The organism is Pseudoalteromonas sp. A757 (genome assembly GCF_004103285.1).
In the GTDB taxonomy this organism is placed as follows: Bacteria; Pseudomonadota; Gammaproteobacteria; order Enterobacterales; family Alteromonadaceae; genus Pseudoalteromonas; species Pseudoalteromonas galatheae.
The window spans coordinates 1-25,513 of sequence record NZ_QNQN01000045.1 but is presented as its reverse complement, the minus strand read 5'-3'; the positions used below and the strand labels follow the sequence as shown (position 1 = coordinate 25,513).

Annotated in this window: 19 protein-coding genes; 9 read left to right on the top strand and 10 right to left on the bottom strand. The window is 44.1% G+C overall.

All coding sequences use genetic code 11. The annotated features are described in order from the left end of the window. Positions 1-485: 485 nt before the first annotated feature. Positions 486-1,994, bottom strand: a complete 1,509-nt coding sequence (gene gppA / locus DRB05_RS00650) for a guanosine-5'-triphosphate,3'-diphosphate diphosphatase (RefSeq protein WP_128725225.1) — start codon at positions 1,992-1,994, stop codon at positions 486-488. Between the two features lie 52 nt (positions 1,995-2,046). After that, positions 2,047-3,327, bottom strand: coding sequence for an ATP-dependent RNA helicase RhlB (gene rhlB / locus DRB05_RS00645; RefSeq protein WP_128725224.1), 1,281 nt, complete (start codon positions 3,325-3,327; stop codon positions 2,047-2,049). 91 nt (positions 3,328-3,418) lie between these two features. Between rhlB and trxA the strand changes: the two genes are divergently transcribed. From trxA to DRB05_RS00630, 3 genes are all read left to right on the top strand, one after another. Beyond that, entirely contained in the window at positions 3,419-3,745 is a 327-nt protein-coding gene (trxA, locus tag DRB05_RS00640; protein WP_010378172.1) for a thioredoxin TrxA, read from the top strand. Positions 3,746-3,950: 205 nt separating this feature from the next. Continuing rightward, a complete protein-coding gene (gene rho, locus DRB05_RS00635) occupies positions 3,951-5,210 on the top strand; it encodes a transcription termination factor Rho (protein ID WP_010604247.1) in 1,260 nt (419 codons plus the stop codon). A 137-nt stretch (positions 5,211-5,347) separates the two neighbouring features. Continuing rightward, positions 5,348-6,610, top strand: a complete 1,263-nt coding sequence (locus tag DRB05_RS00630) for a methyl-accepting chemotaxis protein (protein WP_128725223.1) — start codon at positions 5,348-5,350, stop codon at positions 6,608-6,610. Here the strand turns inward: DRB05_RS00630 and DRB05_RS00625 are convergent. Continuing rightward, positions 6,607-9,441, bottom strand: a complete 2,835-nt coding sequence (locus DRB05_RS00625; protein WP_128725222.1) for an ATP-binding protein — start codon at positions 9,439-9,441, stop codon at positions 6,607-6,609. The genes DRB05_RS00630 and DRB05_RS00625 overlap by 4 nt on opposite strands. Positions 9,442-9,512: 71 nt before the next feature. Here DRB05_RS00625 and DRB05_RS00620 point away from each other — a divergent pair, with 71 nt between their 5' ends. After that, entirely contained in the window at positions 9,513-10,097 is a 585-nt protein-coding gene (locus DRB05_RS00620) for a DNA-J related domain-containing protein (RefSeq protein ID WP_128725221.1), read from the top strand. On the opposite strand, the gene dbpA is transcribed toward DRB05_RS00620, so the two are convergent. Beyond that, positions 10,086-11,468 carry an ATP-dependent RNA helicase DbpA gene (dbpA, locus tag DRB05_RS00615; RefSeq protein ID WP_128725220.1) on the bottom strand — a complete coding sequence of 461 codons (1,383 nt, stop codon included), beginning with the start codon at positions 11,466-11,468 and terminating at the stop codon, positions 10,086-10,088. The two genes, DRB05_RS00620 and dbpA, sit on opposite strands and share 12 nt — an antisense overlap. Positions 11,469-11,659: 191 nt before the next feature. On the opposite strand from dbpA, the gene DRB05_RS00610 reads away from it, so the two are divergent. Together DRB05_RS00610 and DRB05_RS00605 are read left to right on the top strand one after the other, a co-directional pair. Further along, complete coding sequence (locus DRB05_RS00610) at positions 11,660-13,054, top strand: M20/M25/M40 family metallo-hydrolase (protein ID WP_128725219.1); 1,395 nt, start codon at positions 11,660-11,662, stop codon at positions 13,052-13,054. A gap of 89 nt (positions 13,055-13,143) precedes the next feature. After that, positions 13,144-13,914 (top strand): tetratricopeptide repeat protein, encoded by a 771-nt coding sequence (locus DRB05_RS00605; RefSeq protein ID WP_128725218.1) that lies wholly within the window; start codon positions 13,144-13,146, stop codon positions 13,912-13,914. Here DRB05_RS00605 and DRB05_RS00600 read toward each other — a convergent pair. Next, the gene (locus tag DRB05_RS00600) at positions 13,911-16,484 is read right to left on the bottom strand and encodes a GGDEF and EAL domain-containing protein (RefSeq protein ID WP_240036182.1); all 2,574 of its coding nucleotides are present in this window, start codon (positions 16,482-16,484) and stop codon (positions 13,911-13,913) included. The genes DRB05_RS00605 and DRB05_RS00600 overlap by 4 nt on opposite strands. 355 nt (positions 16,485-16,839) lie before the next feature. On the opposite strand from DRB05_RS00600, the gene ubiD reads away from it, so the two are divergent. The 3 genes from ubiD (at position 16,840) to DRB05_RS00585 (ending at position 19,912) form a co-directional block, all read left to right on the top strand. After that, positions 16,840-18,312: a 4-hydroxy-3-polyprenylbenzoate decarboxylase gene (ubiD, locus tag DRB05_RS00595; RefSeq protein WP_128725216.1), complete on the top strand. Its 1,473-nt coding sequence runs from the start codon at positions 16,840-16,842 to the stop codon at positions 18,310-18,312. Positions 18,313-18,389: 77 nt separating this feature from the next. Next, on the top strand, positions 18,390-19,103 hold the full coding sequence (fre, locus tag DRB05_RS00590; protein ID WP_128725215.1) for an NAD(P)H-flavin reductase: 714 nt from the start codon (positions 18,390-18,392) through the stop codon (positions 19,101-19,103). A 401-nt stretch (positions 19,104-19,504) separates the two neighbouring features. After that, positions 19,505-19,912 carry a CBS domain-containing protein gene (locus DRB05_RS00585; protein ID WP_128725226.1) on the top strand — a complete coding sequence of 136 codons (408 nt, stop codon included), beginning with the start codon at positions 19,505-19,507 and terminating at the stop codon, positions 19,910-19,912. Between the two features lie 20 nt (positions 19,913-19,932). Here DRB05_RS00585 and add read toward each other — a convergent pair whose 3' ends face one another. The 5 genes from add to DRB05_RS22780 form a co-directional block, all read right to left on the bottom strand. Beyond that, positions 19,933-20,928 (bottom strand): adenosine deaminase, encoded by a 996-nt coding sequence (gene add / locus DRB05_RS00580; protein WP_128725214.1) that lies wholly within the window; start codon positions 20,926-20,928, stop codon positions 19,933-19,935. 132 nt (positions 20,929-21,060) lie between these two features. Then, a complete protein-coding gene (locus DRB05_RS00575) occupies positions 21,061-22,164 on the bottom strand; it encodes a heme biosynthesis HemY N-terminal domain-containing protein (protein WP_128725213.1) in 1,104 nt (367 codons plus the stop codon). Beyond that, positions 22,161-23,978, bottom strand: a complete 1,818-nt coding sequence (locus DRB05_RS00570) for a uroporphyrinogen-III C-methyltransferase (protein WP_128725212.1) — start codon at positions 23,976-23,978, stop codon at positions 22,161-22,163. The genes DRB05_RS00575 and DRB05_RS00570 overlap by 4 nt, the downstream gene beginning before the upstream one ends. Continuing rightward, the gene (hemC, locus tag DRB05_RS00565) at positions 23,979-24,917 is read right to left on the bottom strand and encodes a hydroxymethylbilane synthase (protein ID WP_128725211.1); all 939 of its coding nucleotides are present in this window, start codon (positions 24,915-24,917) and stop codon (positions 23,979-23,981) included. Positions 24,918-25,020: 103 nt separating this feature from the next. Then, positions 25,021-25,513: DUF2914 domain-containing protein (locus DRB05_RS22780; protein WP_193554548.1), on the bottom strand; the 493-nt coding region annotated here is incomplete at its 5' end.

Sequence of the window (25,513 nt, the reverse complement as noted above, 5' to 3'; positions counted from 1 at the left end):
GCTCATTGAATTCTGATTTTGATACCTTTCGGTATCGAATTGACTGTGCTGAATAAACTATGTTTATTCTGTTGGTCACTCAGTTCAATTGAGACTCTAAATTTGTTTGCGTCATCTAGCGAACTAGAATCTGCTGTTAGAACTCAATCTGTACGAGTGCCCACACAGATGATTGCTTCATATTTTTAAAGAACGTTTCGAAACATTTCGTTGTTTCGAGGGATGTGCATTCTAAGCATTCCCAATTTTTTGTCAACACTTAATTTTGAATTTCTTTATCAGAAGTTTCGAACTTAAGTTTTACTTGACGCTAACTCGCTGCTGCTTTGCTTTTCAGCGTAGCGCCCCGTGTCAGTGGGGTCGCATTATAGGGCGATCCGATTTTAGTGCAACCCTTTTTTTAAAAAAATTGCGAAAAACAGATCGTTTGGATAGAAATCACTCTAAGACAGTTATTTTTGCATGTTTTACAAACAAAAAGAGCGCTAAATGCGCTCTATTTTTAATTCCCAACCGAATTTTGATAGGTAAGCCGCTTCTTGAACGAGCTCCGCTAACATCAATGGGTGAAGAGATAGCCAAGGATCGGGCATTTGCATAGTCAGGGACTTTTTCTCTTCATTGTTAGCTTGAACTGTTACTTTAGGTAGAACATCGTCTTTTCTACGCATAGATAGCAAAACACCAAGTCGAACTACAACGCATAACAGCTTAGCGAATTCAAAGTGACAACCTAATCGATCAAAGTCTTTGGCAACAAGGTCGGCTCTGTGATTTTTAACGATAGCAACGATAATATCTTTTTGCGCTTTGCTATATCCAGGCATCGAAGTATTCGCCAATATATAGCCGCTGTGTCTGTGGTACTGTTTATAGTCAATCAGTAAGCCTATTTCATGAAGAGATGCGATTGCCTTTGCCAAGTGAAAACTCGTTTGTTCATCCAGACCCCAGCTCGATGACACTTGGGCGATAATATCAGACACCACTTCGTATACTCGCAGCGCCTGCTCGGCATCAACATGATAACGCTGAGTGAAACCATCCAATGTGCGCTGACAGATATCAACAGCCTGAAAGTCAGGGATCATACTATAAAGTACACCCTCACGAAGTGCGCCACCGGCAAGACCCATAGATTGAATACCCAATGATTTGAATAGTGCAATCAAAATTGCCAGGCCCGATACAAAGACTAAACGGCGCTCTTCAATTAACCCAGGTAAAGTTAGCGCAGCCACCGTTTCACATTCAATTGCCTTAAGCTTTACTTCTTCCAACTTGTTTAGCGTCAGTTGTTCATTCTCGCCCATCGCAGCGAAAATTTCCTGAATGGCTTGAACAGTACCAGACGCGCCAATAGCTAACTCCCAGCCAAGCTTTTTATATTTGGCTTGAATAGGCTGTATTACCTGCTTTGCAGCCTGCTCTGCAGTGTCAAAATTTTCGAGACTTAATAGGCCATCGCTGAAATACCTATCTAGGTATGTCACACAGCCCATATTTAAGCTTTTATACAGTAAGGCATCAAAGCCTTTTCCGATCACGACTTCGGTACTCGCGCCACCGATATCAATAACGAGTTGCTTACCTTGACAGGCAGATGTGTGAGCGACACCTTTATAAATGGTTTTTGCTTCCACTTCCCCACTTATCACATTTACCTGATGATTAAGGATCTGCTCCGCTTTTTCGATAAATGTGTGAGCATTAGTAGCCAAACGCAATGTCGCTGTCGCGACAATACTGACGTTTTGCTTGGGGATATCTTGTAAGCGCTCTGCGAACAAAGCCAGGCATTCCCACCCTCTTTGCATCGCTTCAAGCGACAATTCATTTTGGTCATTAAGCCCAGATGCCAACCGCACCTTCCTTTTCACACGGCCGATTGTGTGAATACCGCCTGCCATATGTTTCGCGATCAACATATGAAAGCTGTTAGAACCTAAGTCTATTACAGCGTAAATATCTTCCTTCGAAGCAGTCTTTGCCACTTTTAAAACCTCAACAAATCGCTTTAAGCGCTTACTACTTTACACTCCAAGTTTACTTGGATTGTGGTTTCCTATAGCCACCTGTTCGGCGACCACCACCACGTTGTTTGTTACTACTATTGCCATGACCTGAATGACGACGTTTATTTACTTGCGGTGCACGCAAATCGGTCAATAGTGCTGTTTTATCATAATGAGAAACAGGAATTGCATGTTCTATGTATTCCTCTATCTCATGCAGATTATAGGCATATTGTTCACATGCGAAACTAATCGCATGCCCAGATGCACCAGCTCGGCCTGTCCGGCCAATACGATGAACGTAGTCTTCTCTGTCATCCGGCAAATCAAAGTTGAACACGTGACTTACTTCAGGAATATGTAAACCTCGCGCTGCAACATCCGTCGCAACCAGTAAATCAACATCGCCACGCGTAAACTGCGCTAGAATTGATTGACGTTTCTTTTGGTTCACATCTCCAGTAAGCAAGCCTGCACGGTGGCCATCCGCTTTCAGCCATTCATATACGTTTTCACAACTGTGCTTAGTATTAGCAAAAATAATTGCCTTCTCTGGCCACTCTTCCTCAATCAAAGTCAACAGTAAAGGTATTTTGTCCTCTGTTGACGGATGAAATAGCTCTTCTTGAATACGTTTGCCCGTTTTAACATCCGGCTCAATTTGTACATGAATAGGATTGGTCATGTGTTCGAATGCTAACTCTTGCACTCTGTATGACAATGTTGCAGAAAATAATAGATTTAATCGCTCTTCACGACCTGGCATACGATTGAACAAATAGCGAATGTCTTTGATAAAACCTAAATCAAACATTCGGTCTGCTTCATCTAGCACAACCACTTCGATATCATTGAGGTTATAAGCACCCTGCTTATAAAAATCGATTAAACGTCCAGTCGTTCCGATTAGTATATCCGCGCCTTTTTCCAGTTGAGCCCGTTGTTTTTCGTAATCTTCGCCACCATATACTAGGGCAAGCTTAAGATCACAACGTGGCGCAATGACTTGCGCGTCCTTATGTATTTGGATAGCCAACTCTCGAGTCGGTGCCATAATAATTGCACGAGGTTGCGTTTTTTTATCCTTTTTGGTCTGCAATAGGCGATGACAGGTCGCGGTCAAAAACGCAAGAGTTTTGCCCGTACCAGTTTGTGCCTGGCCCGCGATATCGCGGCCTTCACAGATGTAAGGTATACACTTTGCTTGGATTGGCGTACAAAATTCGAAGCCATTTTCCTGTAAACCGGCGACCACTTCCGGTGCTAAAGCAAAGTCGTTGAATTTTTTATTGGTCAAATGTGTCTTAGTCATAGCAATAAAGCATAACGTTTAAACTTGCAATAAGAAACAAGAGTGTTTAAATACGCATTAAATATTTCGCCTAATTCTAACGGAGAGCGTAATGAGCGACAAAATTATCCAACTAACTGATGACAGCTTTGAAGCTGACGTAATCAAATCTGACAAGCCTGTACTAGTAGATTTCTGGGCCGAATGGTGTGGCCCTTGTAAAATGATTGCGCCTATCCTTGATGAAGTTGCAGAATCACACGGTGACCGCGTAGCGATCGGTAAACTAAATATCGATCAAAACGCTGGTACTCCACCTAAGTACGGTATCCGTGGCATTCCAACACTATTACTATTTAAAGATGGTGCTGTAGCGGCAACTAAAGTTGGTGCTTTATCTAAGACTCAACTTGTTGAGTTCTTAGAAAACAACCTATAATTCAGGTTGTTACAAACTCTGCGGCATAATTGCCGCAGATGTAGGCCTGATCTATATCATTTTTAATAGAATAAAATTTGTATAAACACTGGACGACCCGACGCCTAGCTGCTAACTTATAAAGCCACAAACCTTTAAGCTTTATCAAATCAACCTCTCTCGTGAAACTAACGAGAATGACAACTGTAATAAAGAACCCACCAATATGCATTTACGCGAATTAAAAGACAAGTCAATCAATGAACTTGTAAAACTTGCTGAGTCCATGGGACTTGAAAACGTAGCTCGTTTAAGAAAACAAGATATTATCTTTGCTATTTTGAAAGCGCACGCGAAAAGCGGCGAAAATATATACGGCGGCGGTGTTTTAGAAATTTTACAAGATGGCTTCGGCTTTTTACGTTCTTCAGAAGCATCTTACCTAGCTGGTCCTGATGATATTTATGTTTCCCCGAGCCAGATTAGACGTTTCAGCCTGCGTACCGGTGATACCATCAGTGGTTTAATCAGACCACCAAAAGATGGCGAAAGATATTTTGCATTATTGAAAGTTAATGAAGTTAACTTCGATAAGCCAGAAAACTCACGTACCAAAATCCTATTCGAAAACTTAACGCCTATTCATGCTAATGAGCGTATGGTGATGGAACGAGGAAATGGTAGTACAGAAGATATTACCGCTCGAGTACTGGACCTTGCTTCTCCAATTGGTAAAGGTCAGCGTGCACTTATCGTTGCACCGCCAAAAGCAGGTAAGACAATGTTGCTACAAAACATTGCTCAGTCCATCACATACAACAACCCAGATGCAACATTGATGGTACTACTCATCGATGAACGTCCAGAAGAAGTAACTGAAATGCAGCGACTTGTTCAAGGTGAAGTTATTGCCTCTACGTTTGATGAACCAGCCAACCGCCACGTTCAGGTAGCAGAAATGGTTATCGAAAAAGCAAAACGCTTAGTTGAACATAAGAAGGATGTCATCATTCTACTTGACTCAATTACACGTCTTGCCCGAGCATATAACACGGTTATTCCTTCATCAGGTAAAGTACTAACCGGTGGTGTTGATGCCAATGCTCTTCACAAACCAAAGCGTTTCTTTGGTGCCGCACGTAATGTTGAGGAAGGCGGAAGCTTAACCATCATTGCAACAGCACTTATCGATACCGGCTCTAAGATGGATGAAGTTATCTACGAAGAGTTTAAAGGTACGGGTAACATGGAACTACACCTAAACCGTAAGATCGCGGAGAAACGTGTATTCCCAGCTATCGACTTCAACCGCTCAGGCACTCGTCGTGAAGAACTGCTGACGAAGACTGATGAGCTTCAAAAGATGTGGATCTTGCGTAAGATTGTGCATGAAATGAGTGAAATCGATGCGATGGAATTCCTTATTGATAAGCTTTCCATGAGCAAAACAAACGATGAGTTTTTCGACTCAATGCGTCGTAAGTAAGTAGACTTAGAGTCTAGTTATTGAAAAGCCAGCTTATGCTGGCTTTTTGCATTTCAGGTTCGCCAACTACCTGTTTTTGTTCTATACCTACCTAATAAAATTAAACTAGATTTGAATAATGAACCAAGGGACGTAACATGAAGCCGAGTCGTATTATTGCCGCTGTCACACTGTTTAACTTGGCTTCTGTAACACTTGCAATTACTTTTATTTCCTCAGATGCGATTAAGATAGCTGCTGCAGCTGGTACATTAACACTAGGAGCGTTATTGCAATTCATATGTTTTAAAAGCGCTTCCTCTGCAGAAAAACATATGGAACATCTCGTTCGAAACTTTATCACCGACAGTGGGGTAGACCTTACCTACCGCTTTAACGAACAAGATAAAAATATCTCTAAATCCTGCCTACTAATGAATGATTGCTTTGCTGTCATCGAACACATCATTAGCGAAGTCTACTCCTCCTCTTCGCGGCTTCACCCTATGGCAGATAGCTTAAGAGATACTTATGCATCCATGACACAAAAAGCGACGCTACAGCATACTCACGGTGAATACTTAGCGACTTCAATACAGTCTATGTTGGAGATTTCTGCGCGCCTGGATACTAGTTTAGAGCAGATCTACGCATCGGTAGAGAATGCTACAACGGCGGTGAAACAAACCCGATTAGACACCGATAAAAGCCAAGAAAGTCTGCTTACACTTGCGGATAACATCAAAAAAACCAGTAAACAAATAGAACTCCTCAAAACCGACAGCAATGAGATTAGCTCAGTACTTGAAGTGATTAACGGTATTGCGGAACAAACCAACTTACTGGCGCTGAATGCTGCAATTGAGGCCGCACGAGCAGGAGAGCTTGGCCGAGGCTTCGCCGTTGTTGCCGACGAGGTGCGTAATCTGGCAGCACGAACGAGTCAATCAACCAAAGAAGTAAGTCAGGTTATTAGAAAAATACAATCCGGTACTGATTCTGTTTATGCGCTGATGCAAGCGGCGCTAGAAGAAACAGATAACACAGTAAAATTAAGCGAAGCTTCTACAAAAGAAGTTGATGAAATAGAAAACTCGATGCTCTCTATCAACCAAATGTCTCATGATATTCATCAGCAAGTTGGGGAGCAAAAACAAGCTTCTGACGCAGCTCAAGAGAGCATAGAGTCAATGGTTCATCTAAACTCTGATGCCCTATCGAGTACGAAAATACAAGCTGTGTCCAATCGTGATCTCATTGCCCTATCACAAAGCATTCATGAAAAGCTGTCTATTTTTAAAATCGCTGACTACACACCGGAACTAGATACCAGAAAAGATAGCTCCCGAATATCTATCAGTGATGATACGCAACCTGACAATTTGAAGGTGGATGACTCCGACGATATAGAGCTCTTTTAAGAGGCCAAAGACTCTTGAGATTTTAGTTGATCGCACAACGCCAAAAACAAAGATTGGAATTGCTCTTCACAACCCTGCTTTAGCACTTTTTCAAACTCTATTGCGATGTTTGCAAGTTCTGGAAATTCAAACATTGAAGCAGCTCCAGCAAGTTTATGGCATGTACTCTGAAGTGTAGCCAAGTCTTTGTTTTGCCAAGCGTCAATTAATAAGTAACGCTCTTGCTCAAAGGTATTTGAAAAGCTATCTCGCAAATCCGATAAATCGATCTTAAGCTCATATGGCTTTCCTTCAGACTCAAGAGTTAAATGTGTATTCAAGACCCCTAATAATTCATTTTTATTAATCGGCTTACCAATATGTCCATTGAATCCTGAATCAATATATGATTTGACTTCTTCTGTCAGCACATTTGCCGTGAGCGCATAAATTGGCCCCATATAACCTGCTGAACGAATAATTCTCAGCGCCTCGACACCATCCATCCCAGGCATTTGAATGTCCATCAAAACTAAATCTGGAAAATCACTCAGACACTGTTCGACTGCCCTTGCACCATTTTCGGCTACGCATACCGTCGCACCAGTACGCTCTATCATACGTGAAAACAGTTGACGATTTTCAGGATGGTCTTCAACAACCAGAACACTTCCCGACAGCTGTGGCTGTTTTAATTGTGGAATTTGAACTTCAGCATTTTCGGTGTTGAGATATACCGTACAAGGCACACTAAAGGAAAATACACTGCCTTGATCAACGGCACTTTGTACGTTAATCTCACCATTCATCATATGCGCCAATTGACTAGATAGACTTAGCCCCAATCCTGACCCACCAAAGCGCCTCGTGATACTGTTGTCGGCCTGTTGAAAGTTCTCAAATATTCGCCCAATCTGTTGCTCACTCATGCCGATACCTGTGTCTTCAACGGTGAACAACAAGCCATGATGCGTCTCAGATACGGCTAATTCAATCCTGCCTTTTTCTGTAAACTTCAAGGCATTACTGAGCAGATTTATCAGTATTTGTTTTACTCGGATGTAATCGAGGCGAACATAGGCATTTGATCTGACTTGAGAACTCACGATGAATTCTAATTGCTTACTCTGGATGTTTTGTTGGAACATATCGCATAAGTCGGCAAGCAAGCTGCTAACCGCAAACTCTGTGGATTCAAGCTCTAAACGCTCAGCTTCTATCCTGCTAAGGTCAAGAATATCGTTGACCAGATCCCTTAAATGTAGCCCCTGATTATAAATAGTTTTAACCGACGCTTGCACCTGCTCATTTAAGTCGTGTTCGACTAGGAGGTCTTCCGCATGACCCAACACCGTTGTCAGTGGCGTTCGTATTTCATGGCTCATATTTGCCAAAAACTGGCTTTTAACTCGGTTAGCCGCCTTTAATTCATCCGCCTTTTGTTGAAGTTCGGATGTTCTAAGTGCGACTTTTTGACTCAACTCCAGTTTTGCTCTTTGTTCGACCTTGCGTCGATACAAGGCGAAGGCGGTTAGCAAAGTTAATATCCCAATGACAACACCCAACAACTGTAACTGACTGCGCTGTTCTTCTTTTAATAACTGTAACTTTTGCTCTTGCTTGAGTATCTCAACTTCACGAGTCAGCTCACTGGCCTCATATTTAGCACGATAGTCATTCATACGCTTGAGCATATCATCATTCATCATGCGGTTTTGCGCTTCCTGATTTTGCGAGTCATACTCCCTTGCACGCTTAATATTACCTTGTGCAGCTTCGATTAGGGCAAGCAAACCAAGCGCCTTTCGCTCTCTCTTTTGTTCATGCATTATTCGACTTGCAGCTAAACTATGCTCTGCATTAGTCAAAGCTTCATCCAGTCTGCCTTGCGCAAAGAAAATCTTTGCCAAGATAAATTGAGCTTCCATAAGGTTGGCAGGGTTTTGTGACTTTTCGGCATAGTAGAGCGCGAAGTTTGCTTCTTTTTCGGCAAGTTCTAATTGGTTTTGTGAATAACTTAATAAAGCAAGGTTGCCATATTCAAATGATAGATGACGAACATCATTCTGGGTTTCATAATAAGCAATTGCCGCTTGATAAGAAGCTTTAGCAAGCGCTGGACGCTTAGTCTCCGTGTACAGCACCCCAAGGTCAGCTTGGGCCAGCGCCGCACCATATTCATCGTTTAACTCGACGAATGCGCTTAGCGCATCATGGAGCATCTCTTCCGCTTTTTCGTAAGCAGCTTGACGGATATAAACACCTGATATGTTCAAAAGGATATCAGCATGATCTTGAGCATTACCAAACTCTTGATATAACTCATCCGCTTTTAGAAAATTTTGCAATGCCAAATCGAGCGTAAAGCTATTAAAGTAGGCTAGTCCTAAGTTGCTATATAAATTCGCCACTTCTATCGGGACGTTACGTTGCTTGGCCAACGCCAATGCCCGTGAATAAAAATCTATAGCCTGCTGATAATGGCCTAGATAAAAATAGCAAATACCTTGGACTTTTACCGCATTAAAATGGTTGTCACTCAATGTATTCTGTTGCGTTAGCTGTTCTAGCTGATTAAGAAAGGTAAGTGCATCTTTGAAATGATTCTGTTGATAAGCAGACTTACCGAGGCTAAGCAAAAGATCAATTCTGCTAGCCTTTTCCAGTCCTTGCTCACCAAGTAACTCAGCTCCAAGGATCTTTTGTTGTTGCCAATCAGAGGTTTGCTTTACCTCCGCAACACGTTCAGCAAATGTAATACTGTTTAACGCAGCGTCGGCGCAAAAGGAACTTGAAAGAAACAGACAACAAACAATCACAGACCATGGCTTTTGTTGCCCCCATAATTTCATTCTTGCTCTCCGTTGCCTATCATTTAGTCTGCGTGGTAGTGTGAAGATACACCAAGACTAAAGAGCCGACAATGTTCAATCCGCTAACAGATGTTATTTTTAGATTAATTTGTCAAAATCAATCTTTAAAAGTGCACACTATTGCCGCCGCCCTGATGGAGCAACAGCAACTGCCTCGCCTTGATGAAGATGAAAATAAAAACCTCTTCAAGCGTAACTTCTTGATCATGAATGCTCTTTATCAACTTCAGCAAGAGGTATTCGCCGAAGGCCAATACCTGCATGTTGAAGCACTCAATATTTATCTGTCACCACATTCTGGTGAGCATCAATTAGCATTAGATGATCCACTCAGAAGTTACTACTTAGACTGGCAGCATTACGAAACCAGTGGTGAAGAAGTGAGTGCTCTGTTGGATAACTTTTGGCAGCACTTTGCATTCAATGGCGCTCGCCGGCAAATTGATATCAAGGCTGACGAATTAAACGCGATTAAAACACGCTGGCGACTGCCTAACAGTTATGATCGCAGGGTGTTAAGCCAATGTTGGAGAAAACTGGCTCTGACTCATCACCCAGATAAATCAGGTGATGAGGAGACTTTCAAACGCTTGATGAATGAGTATGAGATACTTAAACAGACCTTAAGCACGTAAGGCTTTATAACGCTTATTTTTAATCTTACTATTGTTAAGCTTACGTAGTGCAGGCTTTACTGCCTCGCGTTTTACCGCCACGAATGTTTGCACGTCATAAATATTGATCTTACCAATTTGCTTAAAGCTAATCCCCTCTTCACCCGTCAAACTACCTACGATATCTCCTTTGCGGAGCTTTTGCTGCTTTCCACCTTCAATCATGAGGGTCACCATGTTCGACTTGTAGGCTGGCTTTTCGAGTAGTGAATGACCCGGCAACGTGCCATGTTTTAGCTCTTGACCATATATTTCCGCTAACTGTTTTATTTTGAAGGCTTCTTTTTCTCCATAAAGAGATACTGCGATACCTTTGTGCTCACCCCGACCCGTGCGACCAACACGGTGAATATGCGTCTGCGGCTCAAGCGCCAAATGATAGTTAACCACAAGCTCAACTTCCTCAACGTCGAGCCCTCGAGCAGCAACGTCAGTGGCAACTAAAATATTGGCACTCTTATTGGCAAAAGTGAGCAATGACCACTCACGCTCACCTTGATCTAAATCGCCATGTAACTCGACACAAGCAAGTCCGGTCTGGCGTAATTCTTCGAATAGTCGCTTAGTCTCAGCTTTGGTATTACAAAAAACGATACAGCTTTGCGGCTGGTGCTGCATTAACAGCACTCTCAGTGCGTTAAAGCGCATTTTATTGTTGTCTAATTTATAAAAGGTTTGCTTAATGCTGTGGTGTGCTTGTTCTTCTTTCGCTTCAACAAACTCTGGCTCACGCATATATTGCTTAGCCAGTTTCATGATCTTGTCTGGGTAAGTCGCACTAAACATTAGTGTTTGTCGAACTTCAGGCACATACACTAAAATGCTTTCTAGCGTTTCAGTAAAGCCCATATCCAGCATCTGATCAGCTTCGTCGAATACCACAGTCTGCGTTTCAGTTAGCATGAGTGAGCCATTAAAAACATGCTCTTCAACCCGACCAGGTGTACCAACAACAATATGCGCACCATGTTGCAACGCCCGTGTTTGAGGTTCAATTGGCATTCCTCCGCAGAGTGTTTGCACTTTGACGTTATTAATTAGAGCCGCAACTTTTCTGATCTCTTGTGCGACTTGATCAGCCAACTCTCTCGTTGGACATAACACCAAAGCCTGAACTTCATTGCACTCGGGCTGCAGCTTATTCAGCAGCGCAAGTGAGAACACCAGTGTTTTGCCAGATCCAGTTTTCCCTTTCACGACTAAATCTTGTCCAGTCAACGCCAGTGCTAAACTCGCAGACTGTACTGCCGTTGGCACCACGTAGTTAAGATCTACAAGGCGCTGAGCAAGCGCTTGGTTTAGAGGTAATTGAGAAAATGAAGTGATCGACACAGTGCTTTCCTATTCGCTATCTTAATCGCGTATTTTATACCAAATGTGTAAATTCGCTAACCGCTTTACTCTATTATTCCAAGATAAAGCGCCCCTAGATTGTGGATGAGTTATCCTCATCGCAATACACGGACTTACATCAAAATTTATGCTTTAATCTCTCGGTAACTCCATTTTTACCAAGGATTATCATGAAGTTTAAATCACTATTGGCATTTGGTTTATTAAGCGCAGGTTTGAGTACAGCACTACAAGCCGAAGAATTTACTACACAACAATTAGAACAAGTTAAACAAGTCAGAGAAGCGGCAAGCCACAGCAACCTAAGTTGGCAACTACTAGAATCCCTCACCACAGAAGTAGGCCCACGCTTACCGGGTACCGAAAATGATAAAAAAGCGGTAGCTTGGGCACAGAAACAACTTGAGCAATTGGGATTTGACAAAGTCTGGCTTGAGGAAGCGACCTTTCCTGAATGGCGCCGCTACCATGAGTCTGCAAAAATACTGATACCGAGCGAACAACCGCTACACCTTACGGCACTCGGTAACAGCGTCAGCACACCAAAAGATGGGCTAAGTGGTGAGGTAGTTTTATTTGAAACTCTCGATGAGCTGATTGCCGCGCCAGACAATAGCTTAAAAGGTAAAATAGCTTTTATTAATTACCGCATGAACCGCGACATTGATGGTAATGGCTATGGACCGGCGGTAAGAGCTCGTAATAGCGGCGCCGTAGAAGCGGCAAAAAAAGGCGCTATCGCTTATATGATGCGCTCAGTCAGCACCAGCCATCACCGCTTCGCGCACACTGGCGGCAGTCACTATAAAGCGGGAGTGACAAAGATCCCGTCTACTGCAGTTGCGAACCCAGATGCGGATCAGCTAGCACGCCTTATCAACTCCGGTCATGCCGTTAAAGTCGCGCTAAATATTCAAACCGAGGACTTAGGTGAAGGAACCAGTTACAACGTCATCGGCGAATTCACGGGTACTGAATTTCCAGAGCAGTATGTCTTGATTGGTGGTCACTTAGACTCTTGGGATCTGGGTACTGGTGCACTCGATGATGGCGCTGGTGTTGCATTAACGATGGCAGCAGCTAAACATATTGCCGACGTAAAACGCCCTAAACGCAGTGTTCGCGTAGTCCTATTTGCAGCAGAAGAGCTGGGTCTTTGGGGCGCAAAAGCTTATTTTAAAAAGCATCAGGCAGAATTAGACCGCATTGTGGCCGCGTCAGAGTCCGACTTTGGTGCAGATGTAGTCTATGCGTTTGAGTCAAACGTAAATGCAGCTTCTTTACCAGTCGTGCGTGAGATTGCTAAACAGTTGGCACCTCTCGGTGTTACTTATATTGGTAAAAATAGCGCACATGGTGGCCCCGACTTAATTCCGCTTAAAAATACTACATCAGCGCCAATCTTCGCGTTACATCAAGATGGCACGGACTATTTTGATTATCACCACACAGCTGATGATACACTTGATAAAGTCGATCCGGCAAAGTTAAAGCAAAACACTGCAGCGTACGCCGTATTTGCCTTAATGGCTGCCGATGCTAAAACGAAAATGGCTGGGAAATAAAATCTTACATTTATGGGGACAAGTATGCTTGTCCCCTACACTCAAGTTGCCTACTTTAGACATACCCATACATGACTAATTATTAGAATATGGAAATCAAAAGCGTACTCTTTTCCTTTTACGACACAATATTCAACTTTATCAGTAAATATAAAGTTGCCGTGTCGGCACTGATTGTGGTCACTATTGCACTTTACTTTTTTAACCAACACCAACAACAAGTCGCCAGTTATAAAACGTATTTAGCGTCTCCACAAATCGACGACCTGATTATTTTTGATGCTGGTAAAAACACAGAGCAAGTCTATGAGCCCGCTTTTCAGGTATTACAAATTACTGAGCTGACAGACGAAAACATTGAAGTGAAAGAAAGTGCCTACACTTATCGTACGATGCGTAACATCACCAGAGATATACGTGTCAGCATGCTAATGACCGATCATTATTTTAAGCCACAAAGACTGACATTAGAAAAAGACAACCTATTAGACTTACTTGACGATGAAATGATTGTTTCCGTCTACAGACCCGTAGGGATCCATGTGCTGGGCGGCGTTGTTAGACAAAGGTTTAAAAAGCCGAAGCCACTGTATAACGGACCTAATATCTCAGCACAGAACCAAGAAGCAATTCGCGCTTACAGCCAAGGAGATTTTGAAGAAGCAAAAATGGGATTTGCAGCAGCGGCTAAAACCGGCAATTCGTGGGCGCAATATAACTACGCAACAATGCTACGTGACGGTGAAGGCGGTGAAAAAGACATTAAAAAAGCTATCCACTGGCTTAAACTTGCCGCAGAGCAAGGTAATTATAAAGCACAAACGGCTCTGGCTAAGTTATGCCAAGATCACCCCTGTTAACTGTGGCTTTGTTTGTGATACTGCATGGTTAAAACGTTTGCTTCAAACTCTTGTTGTGCCACGGGCTTAGAGTGAAAATAGCCTTGCGTCATATCACAGAGCAAGCTTTTTAAGAACATCGACTGCGATGGGGTTTCAACCCCTTCCGCAATCACTTTTAAATTCAACTTGTGCGCCATCAGGATTATCGCACTGACGAGCGCTTTGTCTTCTTCATCTTCAGGTAAGTCACGAATAAAGGTTCTATCAATTTTTAATTTAGAAAGCGGGAAGCGCTTGAGATAACTTAACGACGAGTACCCAGTGCCAAAATCGTCAATCGCCAATTCCACGCCCATCTCTCTTAATGCTTTTAATTGCGACAATATTTTGTCTGAGTTTTCAACCAGTACCGACTCCGTGATTTCTAATGTCAGGTGTTTTGCTTCCAGTTTGGTATCTCTAAGCACTTTTCTTACTACTTCGACCATATCTTGGCGTTTGAACTGAATACTAGAGACGTTAACCGCAATGAATAAGGGTCTACCATAGCTGTCTTGCCAAGCTTTAACTTGAGAGCAAGCATGATAAAGCACCCACTCCCCAATCGGTAAGATAAGACCCAACTCCTCGCAGACAGGGATAAACTGGTCGGGTGAAACATGGCCCAGCAATTCACTTTTCCATCGTAACAATACCTCACAGCCAACGAGGTCGCCGTTGCCAAGCTGTGAAAAAATAGGCTGGTATACCAGTGACAATTCACGATTTGATAGTGCTTTATGCAAGGCACTTTCTAAGACGCTACGCGCTTTGGCATGTTGATGCATCGCAGAGGTATAAAATTGAAAGCAGTCACGACCATGCTCCTTCGCTTTATACATTGCACTGTCTGCGTTACGTAGCAACACTTTACGATCGGTTCCATCATCTGGATAGAAAGTGATCCCCATACTACCAGAGACATAAGCTTCGTGCCCTTCCAAATGAAAAGGGTTGGCTAACGCGCGTAAAATCTTAGTCGCAACCAGCTCTAAATCACTGATAGAGCTGATATCTTGTAGCAGTAACGCAAACTCGTCCCCACCTAATCTTGCAACGGTATCAGAGCTTCGCACGCACTCATTAATACGGTTTGCAGCCTCTTTGAGTAGTAAATCACCAATATGGTGCCCAAGCGTATCATTTACTGCTTTAAAGCGGTCAAGATCGATAAAACAAATCGCAAAGCGTTCTTCTAGCTGAGCTGCTCGCTTCAATGCTAAATCAAACTTAACGTGATAATGATGGCGGTTTGCAAGGCCCGTCAAGCTATCAAAGTTGGCTTGTTGCCACATCAACTGTTCGTTGCGTTTTCTCGAGGTAATGTCGCTAAATAGCGCAACATACATATCAATTTCCCGAGCCTCATTAAACACAGCTGACACCTGCAACCAACTTGGATAGATTTCACCATTTTTGCGCTTGTTCCAAATTTCTCCTTCCCAATGGCCTCTGTTAATCAAATCATCATATAGCGTATTGAAAAATCGCTCATCATGACGCCCTGAATTCAGTAAGGCTGGTGTTTCACCTATCACTTCCTCCATACCATAGCCTGTGATCTCGCTAAACGCGCGATTTACCATTTGGATTTGATTATGCTTGTTGGAGACCAACACGCCTTCTGTGGTTGTCGCAAATACCGTGCTTGCTAAACGCTGCTCTCGCTCATTCTCAAGCTCTTCTGTGATGTCTTGAATAACATAAATGAAGCCAAGCTTAGCTTGCGTTTCACTGACTACGGGGGCACACGAAACTCGAACATTACAATAGCCAAAACGCGCATCAAGTTGGCACTCAAGCGTTCCTTCCGCTAGCAACTTTTCACTATCGAGAACATCAAATAAGGTATAAATAGATTTTGATCTTAACGCTTCTAAGCTATCAAAATCCTTTAATACAGTTCCATTCACGGCTTCAATATGGTGTGTTTCATCGGTAAACACCAAGTATGCGGTCATACAATCAAAAATAGCACTGAGTTTCGCGCCTTGAGCTTGTGCGCGCTGGTTTGAACGTCTAAGCCTTACCAACATGGTCATCAATACTGCCATAAACAGGATCAAAACAGCTATCACAGCCGTTAACAAAATGACCTGCACCATATTGGCTTGTTTGATTTTTTCAGTCTGTAGCAAGACTTGTTGTTCAAGATTTGCTTGGTAATGCCAGAGATCTTGCTGCAACTTACGCTGCTCGCTCATATCTTGGATGATGGAAAGTAACCTAGGTTTACCATCACTATTTTCAAACGGCGTCGAGTGCACACTTACCGTTTTCACGTTACCGCCCGCCGTCTGATGCTGGAAGATAAAATAATTACGGCCCTCATTTAGTGCTGCCTGGCGCTCATTAGCAACCTGTTCGGCGGTAAATAAGTTGATATCCTGTATGGCCTTTGACTCTAAAGCCGCCTCGCTGTATCCATAAAATGCGGCGGCAGCCTTATTGGCATCTAAAATTTTTCCAGACGTGGGTTCGATGATCAACATCACCGCACTGTGATTAGAAAAAGTATAATATGGTAACTCGTTAGCTGGTGCTGACATACAAAACAGCAATAGCAGCCCCCCGAGCAATTTTGACATCAACTTCAAACTCAGACCCCTCAGGATATCGTTTTATGCAACCGCGGCGACTATAGCGCAAAGGGTATGTGAGCTACATCGAAAGTCGATTTTTGCTTGTTTCATATCAAAACAACTCAACACACACATCTTTTTATAACAATTTATACACTTGCTCTGGTGCACTGACAAGCGGATAAGTTCTGAAAGTGTAGCCTATTTCGCAATAGTGTAGACGCAAAAGTGAATAACTAAACCTTTTCACCACCCCATCCGTACAGCTAGGAAAAATATGCCTAGTTGATATACTAGGCCAAACTCAACTCATAGTGCGCCGATGAAATACCAAGACTTACGAGATTTTATAACCCAGCTTGAAAAGCAAGGAGAACTTGTTCGTGTCAAGCAGCCCATTTCCACCAAACTAGAAATGACAGAAATTGCAGACCGAACGCTGCGAGCAGGTGGACCCGCTATCCTATTTGAAAACCCTGTAGGTTATGACATTCCAGTACTGGCTAACCTATTTGGCACACCAAAGCGCGTTGCAATGGGGATGGGACAAAGCGATGTCAGTGAACTAAGAGAAGTCGGCAAGTTACTCGCTTTTTTAAAAGAACCCGATCCACCGAAGGGAATTAAAGAAGCCATTGGCCAACTACCGGTATTCAAACAAGTGTTGAATATGCCTGCCAAAGAAGTGAAAAAAGCCCCATGCCAAGAAATCGTATTGAGCGGCGATGAGGTCGATCTCACTACACTACCTATTCAACATTGCTGGCCTGGTGATGCCGCACCTTTAATCACATGGGGGCTGACGGTAACCAAAGGTCCTTATAAAAAGCGTCAGAACCTAGGGATTTATCGTCAGCAGTTGTTAGGTAAAAACAAAATTATTATGCGCTGGTTATCACATCGCGGCGGCGCGCTTGATTTTCAGGAGTGGTGCAAAGAGCATCCGGGCGAACCGTATCCGGTATCTGTTGCACTTGGCGCTGATCCGGCGACGATTTTAGGTGCGGTAACTCCGGTTCCAGATACGCTAAGCGAATACGCATTTGCAGGTCTACTACGTGGTAGTAAGACGCAGGTCGTTAAATCTATCTCGAATGAACTTCAAGTACCAGCGAGTGCCGAAATCGTCTTAGAAGGATATATTCAACCGGGCGAGCTCGCGCCAGAAGGTCCATATGGCGATCATACCGGCTACTACAATGAAGTTGACGACTTTCCTGTGATGACAGTCACCCATATAACCCATCGCAAGGATCCAATTTATCACAGCACCTATACGGGCCGTCCGCCTGATGAGCCAGCTATTCTTGGTGTTGCCCTCAACGAAGTATTCGTGCCGATTTTACAAAAGCAATTTCCAGAAATCGTCGATTTTTACCTTCCACCAGAAGGCTGCTCATACCGCATGGCGGTCGTCACCATGAAAAAGCAGTATCCGGGGCATGCTAAACGCGTGATGATGGGCGTATGGTCTTTCCTTAGACAATTTATGTACACCAAGTTTGTCATTGTTTGTGATGATGATGTGAATGCTCGCGATTGGAATGATGTGATTTGGGCGATAACGACACGTATGGATCCTGCGAGAGACACCACCTTAGTTGAAAGCACGCCTATCGATTACCTCGATTTTGCTTCCCCTGTATCCGGCCTTGGTTCTAAAATGGGTATGGACGCAACCAACAAATGGCCGGGTGAGACCGACCGTGAATGGGGCGAGCCTATCGTTATGGATCCCGAGGTTAAACAACGCGTTGACGAAATTTGGGATACCCTAGGGATCACCATCAAATGACATATATCATCTAACATTGTGCACTCAGCTATGCTAGAGTGCACAGACTTTAGCCACGTGCTTAATAAAGGTAACACATGCAAGTATTAGCAGCAGAGGTTGTCTCAATTACACCTCTTACGGAATTTGTTCACAAAGTTATATTAAAACCTGAAGAAGCGGTGCAATTCGAAGCCGGCCAGTATCTGCAATTGGTACTTGGTGAAAAAGACAAACGTGCTTTCTCGATTGCCAGCAGCCCTTCAAAAACAGAGCAGTTAGAGCTACATATCGGTGCTTCTGGCGCTGACTCTTATGCCATGCAATCACTAGATCACCTACGTAACGCTTTTGATACAAAGCAAACCGTTGCATTAGAAGTTGGTCTTGGCGTATCTCAGATCCGTGTTGATCAAGCGCGTCCACTAGTTCTACTTGCCGGCGGCACTGGATTTTCTTATGTCAAATCTATGGCCGATCACTTGGCTGAAACGGGTTACGATCAACCAGTATTATTTTACTGGGGTGTAAAAGAAGAATCTGCGCTGTATGCAAAAGCGGAGATGGAAGCTTGGGCCGCCTCAAATAAACACTTCCAGTTTATTCCTGTGGTAGAAAATGCCAGTGAAACATGGAAAGGTCACCGCGGTTTCGTTCATCAGGCTGTGATGAAAGATATCGTTTCTTTAGAGCCGTACAGTATTTATATGGCTGGCCGCTTTGACATGATTGGCATCGTGCGTGATGACTTTATCAATCATGGTGCTGAGCGCGACTTTATGTACGCCGACGCTTTTGCGTTTATTAAGTAACCTGAGCTGCGGATAATTAATGCCTTTCTAGCAGCCAGTTTTAGCGCTAACTGCGTTGAATTCACTTCCAATAGCCAGCTATTGGTGCGTAAATTCGCCTTGCCTACAGGATGTAGGTACCTTAGCGAGAGCAGGACGCGGAAGCGGTGTTTTCCCTAAAACTCTCTGGCTAGACAAGGAAAAACTAAGTTATGCTTTAAAAACAATGAGTTGGAACATTCCTTATCCAAACCTCAGGTTAAGTAACTTAAGCCAAGTTATTTAATAGCAATTTATCCAATGTGTGGCTGGCCTTTAGTCACACATTGAAAAAATAGAATAAACCAATCAAAACAATTCATTTTACCAAAAACCACTCGCCCGCTATTCTCTTAGTACACACAAATACCGCGAGAAGTATGATGAGTAAACTCTATGTTCGTGACATTATGTCACCCGATTTTCCAACACTAACCGCTAACACTGAACTCACTGATGCTATTAGTTTGCTGCAAAAGCATCATTTAATTGGTGCGCCAGTGGTAGATGCAAAGCGTCATCTTGTTGGATTTATTTCAGAGCAGCAGCTGCTCAAGCCTTTGCTTAATTCCAGCTACTTTTGCGACGGTAAAGTACAGGTAGGAGATTTACTGGCGACGCCAGCCCTGAGTGTTGAAGCTGCAACAACCGTTGTCGACCTCGCACAGAGAATGCAGCAAAATAGTCCTAAGGTTTTTCCCGTCATAAACGAAGGTAAAGTCATAGGAATTGTGACACGCAGCCAAGTCGTTGCGGCGCTAAAAGAGAGTTATCTTAGCTGTGCGGGATAATCCCACACAGCTAGTTCAATTTAGGCTTTCTTTGCAAGTAAGGCTTTTTTATCGGCCTCACTTAAAAAAGCAATCTCAACTGCATTGCGCTGCGCTTTATGGATATCACTCAAGTCTAGACCTGCCGCCGCAGCTGCATGGCTATACTCGTTATCTAGCTCAATACCTTGAACCGCAGGATCATCGGTATTGATGGTTGCCAATACGCCATGATCTAAAAATGCTTTCAATGGATGCGTAGTTAAACTTTCGACGGTGCTTGTTTGGATGTTACTGGTTAAACAAGACTCGATCCCGATACGATTATCACGTAAATAGTCCATTAAAGCCGGGTCATGGATTGCTTTAACTCCGTGACCAATACGTGTTGCACCAAGCTCTTTAATGGCTTGCCAGATGCTTACCGCGCCCTCAGCTTCGCCAGCATGTACCGTCACACCAAGGTAAGCATCGCGAACCTGCTTATAATGTTCAATAAACAGCTCGCCCGGGAAGCCCAGCTCGTCACCCGCGAGGTCAATCGCAACTAACTGCTCCTTAAAGGCAAGTAGCGCATCTAGCTCATATTGGCATTTCTCAACACCAAATGTGCGTGACATAATCCCGATCAGGTTAACCTGAATGTCTTGACCCTTGACTGCACTTTGTACACCGTCGACTACGGCTTCAACAACGCCCTGCGGGTGTAGATTATGGGTTTTTGCCATGTAGTAAGGGCTAAACCTTAGCTCAGTGTAATCAATACCCTGCGCAACTGCGTCAGCAACATTTTCAATCGCAATACGACGACAAGCATCGTAGTCACCCAGTACCTTTACGCCCCAATCTAGCTTTTCAAGAAACGCCATTAGGTTGGGTGCATTGTCCAACACTTGAACATGCGGGCGTAGACCTTCAAGATCCGTTGCAGGTAAATCCATATTAAACTGCTGGCCAAGTTCTAAAATCGTTGTAGCACGAACGTTACCATCTAAGTGGCGATGTAAATCTAATAGTGGAAGTGTGTTATTGATCATAAGAGACTCGATTTGCAGTTAAAATTTTTGGGATCATACGCACCTAAACTGAGATAGCAAGGACATATGTCAGAATTGAGTATAGCTAACTTTAATGCAAAAAAGCCTGCACATTGCTGCACAGGCTTTTCTTTACGACTTTGCGATTAAATACGCTTTCTCGTAGGTATGTATTTTTTCGTAGGCGAGCTGAGCTTGCTTACTCCAGCGCGCTTCCCAAGGGTTTGCGCTTAAGGAGTCAAAGATCTTCGCAGCAAGCTCATAATCCCCCTCAGCATTGCAAAGGCAAGCCAATGCAAACAGCAGCTCCTTGTCCTCTGGATGTTTTTTCAATTGCTGCTGCAGTGCTAACTTAAGCTCATTACTACTTTGCGTACTGTGTTGCAAGTAATCCGATAACTGATTATATTGACCTTGTTTGAGCAGCTTCTTGAGCTCACCTAACACTTCAGTTATGCGCCCCTGTTGCAGCTTCACCTTATTAAGAGCTGGTATTGCATGCGCTTTTACTGCCTTAGGTAGCGTATTAAACAAAGTATCTGCTTGCTCTGGGGCTATCACAAACATGCGCTCGAACACACTCTGCCACTGCGTATCACTCCAGTTAAGCTTTTTGTGCCACTTCGCGATTTGTGCTGTAGCCTGCTCGGGTTGTTTAGCCTGTAGGCAAGCTAAAATGTAACCGCTAAGCACCGCTGAAGTTGGTTTAGCTGCAGACATTTTGTCATCAAGTAAAGCCAATGCCTGTTCACTATTATTTGCTTCCAACCACAACGCCGCGAGTTGCCCTTGGTTGTCATCCGATATTGCTTCTAGCTCCGTATTCGCTTTGACAACATCTCCTTGCTTTAACGCCGCTTTGGCTGCGATGGCACGCACATAGTCTTGGCGTTCATCCGGCTGCGGAGTTTTCGTCAACAAGGTTGCAGCCTGCTCCACTTCGCCATTAATAAATAGCCACAAACTTTCGTTCCATGCTTGTTGCGCTTTTAGCTTACGCTTTCTGGAAAAGTGGCCTTTCGTATTGACTAGACGATGCCACGACCAACGCACTATCTTAGCCAACAACACTAAAGCGGTGATGGCGAGTAATAACAAGATAGTGAAAGACACTATACTGCCTTCAATCGTGGTTTGATTGAAAGAGATCAACACATAGCCTTTCTCATCTATGAGTAAATGACTGGCGGCTAGCGCGATAAAAATAAGCGCGAAGGTGATGATTTTTGCCATCATTTTAGCCACCCTTTTACTGCTGCTGGGGTGGCAAGTTCAATCGACTCTTGGCGCTGAACTTCACTGCGGCTCAGCTTGTTTAAAGCCTGCAGCATCGCGCTCACAGGCGCTTGTTGCGTATCAAAGTAACGTGCCAACGTGTCGGCTGCACTATCAAGCGCACTGAAGTAAATGCTTGCTTGCTGATCTACTAATGCGGTTTGTGCTTGGGTTAGATAAGCACGCAGTTGCGTGCGTATAAGCAGCTGCTCGTTTTTATCTAGCAGTGGATCTATCACCACTTCATCATGGTGACGTATGGTAATAAAGTCATCAACCAACCCCTGCCAAGAGCGCTTTAAGTTCGCTTGCCAATCATCAACCTGTTGCGATAGCGCAGCATCTTCACTCGCAGTCTTTTGCGGAATTTGTTTGGTTTTTATCGTTAGCGTATCAACTTGAGACAATAAACCATGAAGTTCAAAATAAAGTGACTCAGTTTGTGGCTTAGGCAAGGCCTTCAAAGCCGCAATATCTTTAGCAATCGCCTGCTTAACAGCAGCCGTGTTTGACTCAGACTCTAGGCTCTCTTGCAAGCGCTGCAGAATAGCGATTGCGCCGAGATAATCTTGCTCTGCCGCAACCTTAAATGCAGCAAGGCGCTGTAAATACAAGGCCTCAGAGGCCACGGCACCGCTTACTTGCTGCTGCGCCTTGGCAAGCGTCTGCGTTAGCTGAGTTTCCACATGCTGTTGCTGCTCAGCCAATCGCTTTGCGACATTGTCTTGTAGCGAATCCAGCACATTTTCTACTCGCTGAAGTTGCGATTTAGCGCCACTCAGCTGGGTGTTTAATAGCTGATTTTCAGCGTTAATCGCTTGGTTAGCTAGCAACGCTTGTTGCAACTGTTGTTGCTGTTGCAAATAGACATAGCCAGCACCAGCACCACTGCCAAGCGCCACTAATAATGCAATGAGCGCAACCTTACTCACACCAGCCTTAGCGTGATGTGGCGTTACTGTTTGCTCTGCTGCTTTTAAAGCTTGCTGAGTATTTGTATTCTTTGTTTGCGATTCAGACTGAGTCATTTTGCGCCCTTGCTGCTTGGTATAGTCGATGATACTCCCTGCGATGGCACGATTATCAGGGCCATGACATACCACAATTTGAGACTGTTCGATGTTATAGGATTGCTGTACATGCTCAGCAATACGTTGACTCACAACAAAGAAAGTGCGCTGAGCCAACCAATCTTTACTTGCTGACGACTGCGTATTAAAAATCGCATCCGCTGCACTATTACTGGTAATGACTATACCTTCAATCTGCTGGCTTCGCCAGTGGTCTAACCAGCCATCTGCATTGTCTTTTACGGCAACACGTTCATAAACCACCAAACTGTCAAGGATGGCCCCCCGCGCTTTTAAAGTTTGCGCAATAACGGGACGCCCGCCTTTCCCTTTGACCAACAATACACGCTTGCCCTCAACAGAGGACAGCTGCGGGAGTGCAAGCAAGCCTTCGGAATCAGGTTGTTTAGGGTATTTAGCCTTGATATTTAGGGTCTGCTGGATAGCATCGGCCGTGCCTTCGCCAACAGCAAAAGCTGCACAATGCCCGGCTAATGGTACTTCTAACTGGTGAAAGTATCGCACCGCATCCGGCGAGACAAAAATAGCTAACTCGGCTTCGTTTATCATTGCTTTAGCAGTGTCACTCACCGCCACTTCGTTAAGCTGCAATACTGGGCAAATTACTGAACTAATTTGCTGCTGTGTCAGTAACTCAGATAAAGGTTCTGATTTGCCAACGGGTCGAGTTAGCACAACTTTCATTTAAGCGTCCCTATAAACCTCAGCAAGAATTTTATCTGCACCTTGCGCAAGTAAAGATTCTGCCAATTGAATTCCAAGTTGCTCAGCCTCTGCAACCGTACCTGAGCATTCGCCGCGCAAGATTTCACTGCCATCGACAGCCCCCACTAAGCCGCGCAAGTGCACCTGATCGCCCGAGACTTCTGCGTAAGCACCGATTGGAACCTGACATCCTCCTTCCAAACGGCGGTTCATTGCTCGCTCGGCAAGTACACGAATGCGTGTATCAGTGTGCTCCAGTGGTGCGAGGAATGCTTTAGTTTGAGCATCATCGCTACGACATTCAATGCCGACAGCGCCTTGGCCATTGGCCGGTAATGATTCTTCAGGCTCAATATAACTTGCGATTCTATCAGCCATTTCTAGACGGATAAGTCCCGCCGCGGCCAAAATAATAGCATCAAATTCACCCGCATCGAGCTTAGCTAGGCGAGTATTCACGTTACCACGTAAATCCTTAATAACTAAGTCCGGACGAGCTGCTCGAATTTGACATTGGCGACGTAGGCTTGAGGTGCCAACTACAGCGCCCTCTGGCAACTCTGCAAGTGAGGTATAAGTATTAGACACAAACGCGTCTCTTGGGTCTTCACGTTCACAAATAGTATGCAGCTCGAGTCCCTCTGGGAAATCAACCGGTACATCTTTCATTGAATGCACCGCAATATCTGCGCGCCCTTCTAACATGGCCTGCTCAAGCTCTTTGACGAACAACCCTTTACCACCAATTTTTGCCAATGGCGTATCTAAGATTTTGTCGCCTTTCGTCGACATCGGCACAAGCTCTACTTTTAGATTCGCATGGTGTTTTTCAAGCTCTGCCTTCACAAATTCGGCTTGCCATAGCGCCAAAGCACTTTTGCGCGTTGCAATACGTAATATGGAAACTTGTTCTGTCATGATTTGCCTTTCATTTATTGCAGCGTTATTGCCGCTGCAAAGAGTTAACTATGTGGTGATGGCAGTCAGTCGCGTGCTGCCATACACGATACTGCGAGTAAGATTATTGCTGACTATTATCCACAATGCGGAACGTCTTTTGGGCAAGCAGTTGTCCTGACTGCGTCACCACCTCAACACGCCAATCCCCGGTCTGACTCGGCATGACGTTCTTACTTGAATAAGTACGATAGCGCGCAGCTTGGATCGGCAGCTCCACTTCTGCCATCAACTCGTCTTGATGAAACCACAGGTGCGACACTACTTGATCTTTAAGCGCGTGTACTTCGGTGAAAAAGTAAAGCTTGTCACTAAACTGAGTGGTCGCGATCACATCTTTCAACACGTTCGTTGGTTCGCGGTCATCAATCATAGTAGTGAGTACAGCGCGGCTGATAAATTGCGTGTCGATTTTTGCCCCTAGCGCGACACTGGCTATGCGCGCTTCAGCATCAAATTGATTTTTAGCTTCAGCCCTTGTTTCTGTTTCTGTTTCTGTTTCTGTTTCTGTTTCTGTTTCTGTTTCTGTTTCTGTTTCTGTTTCTGTTTCTGTTTCT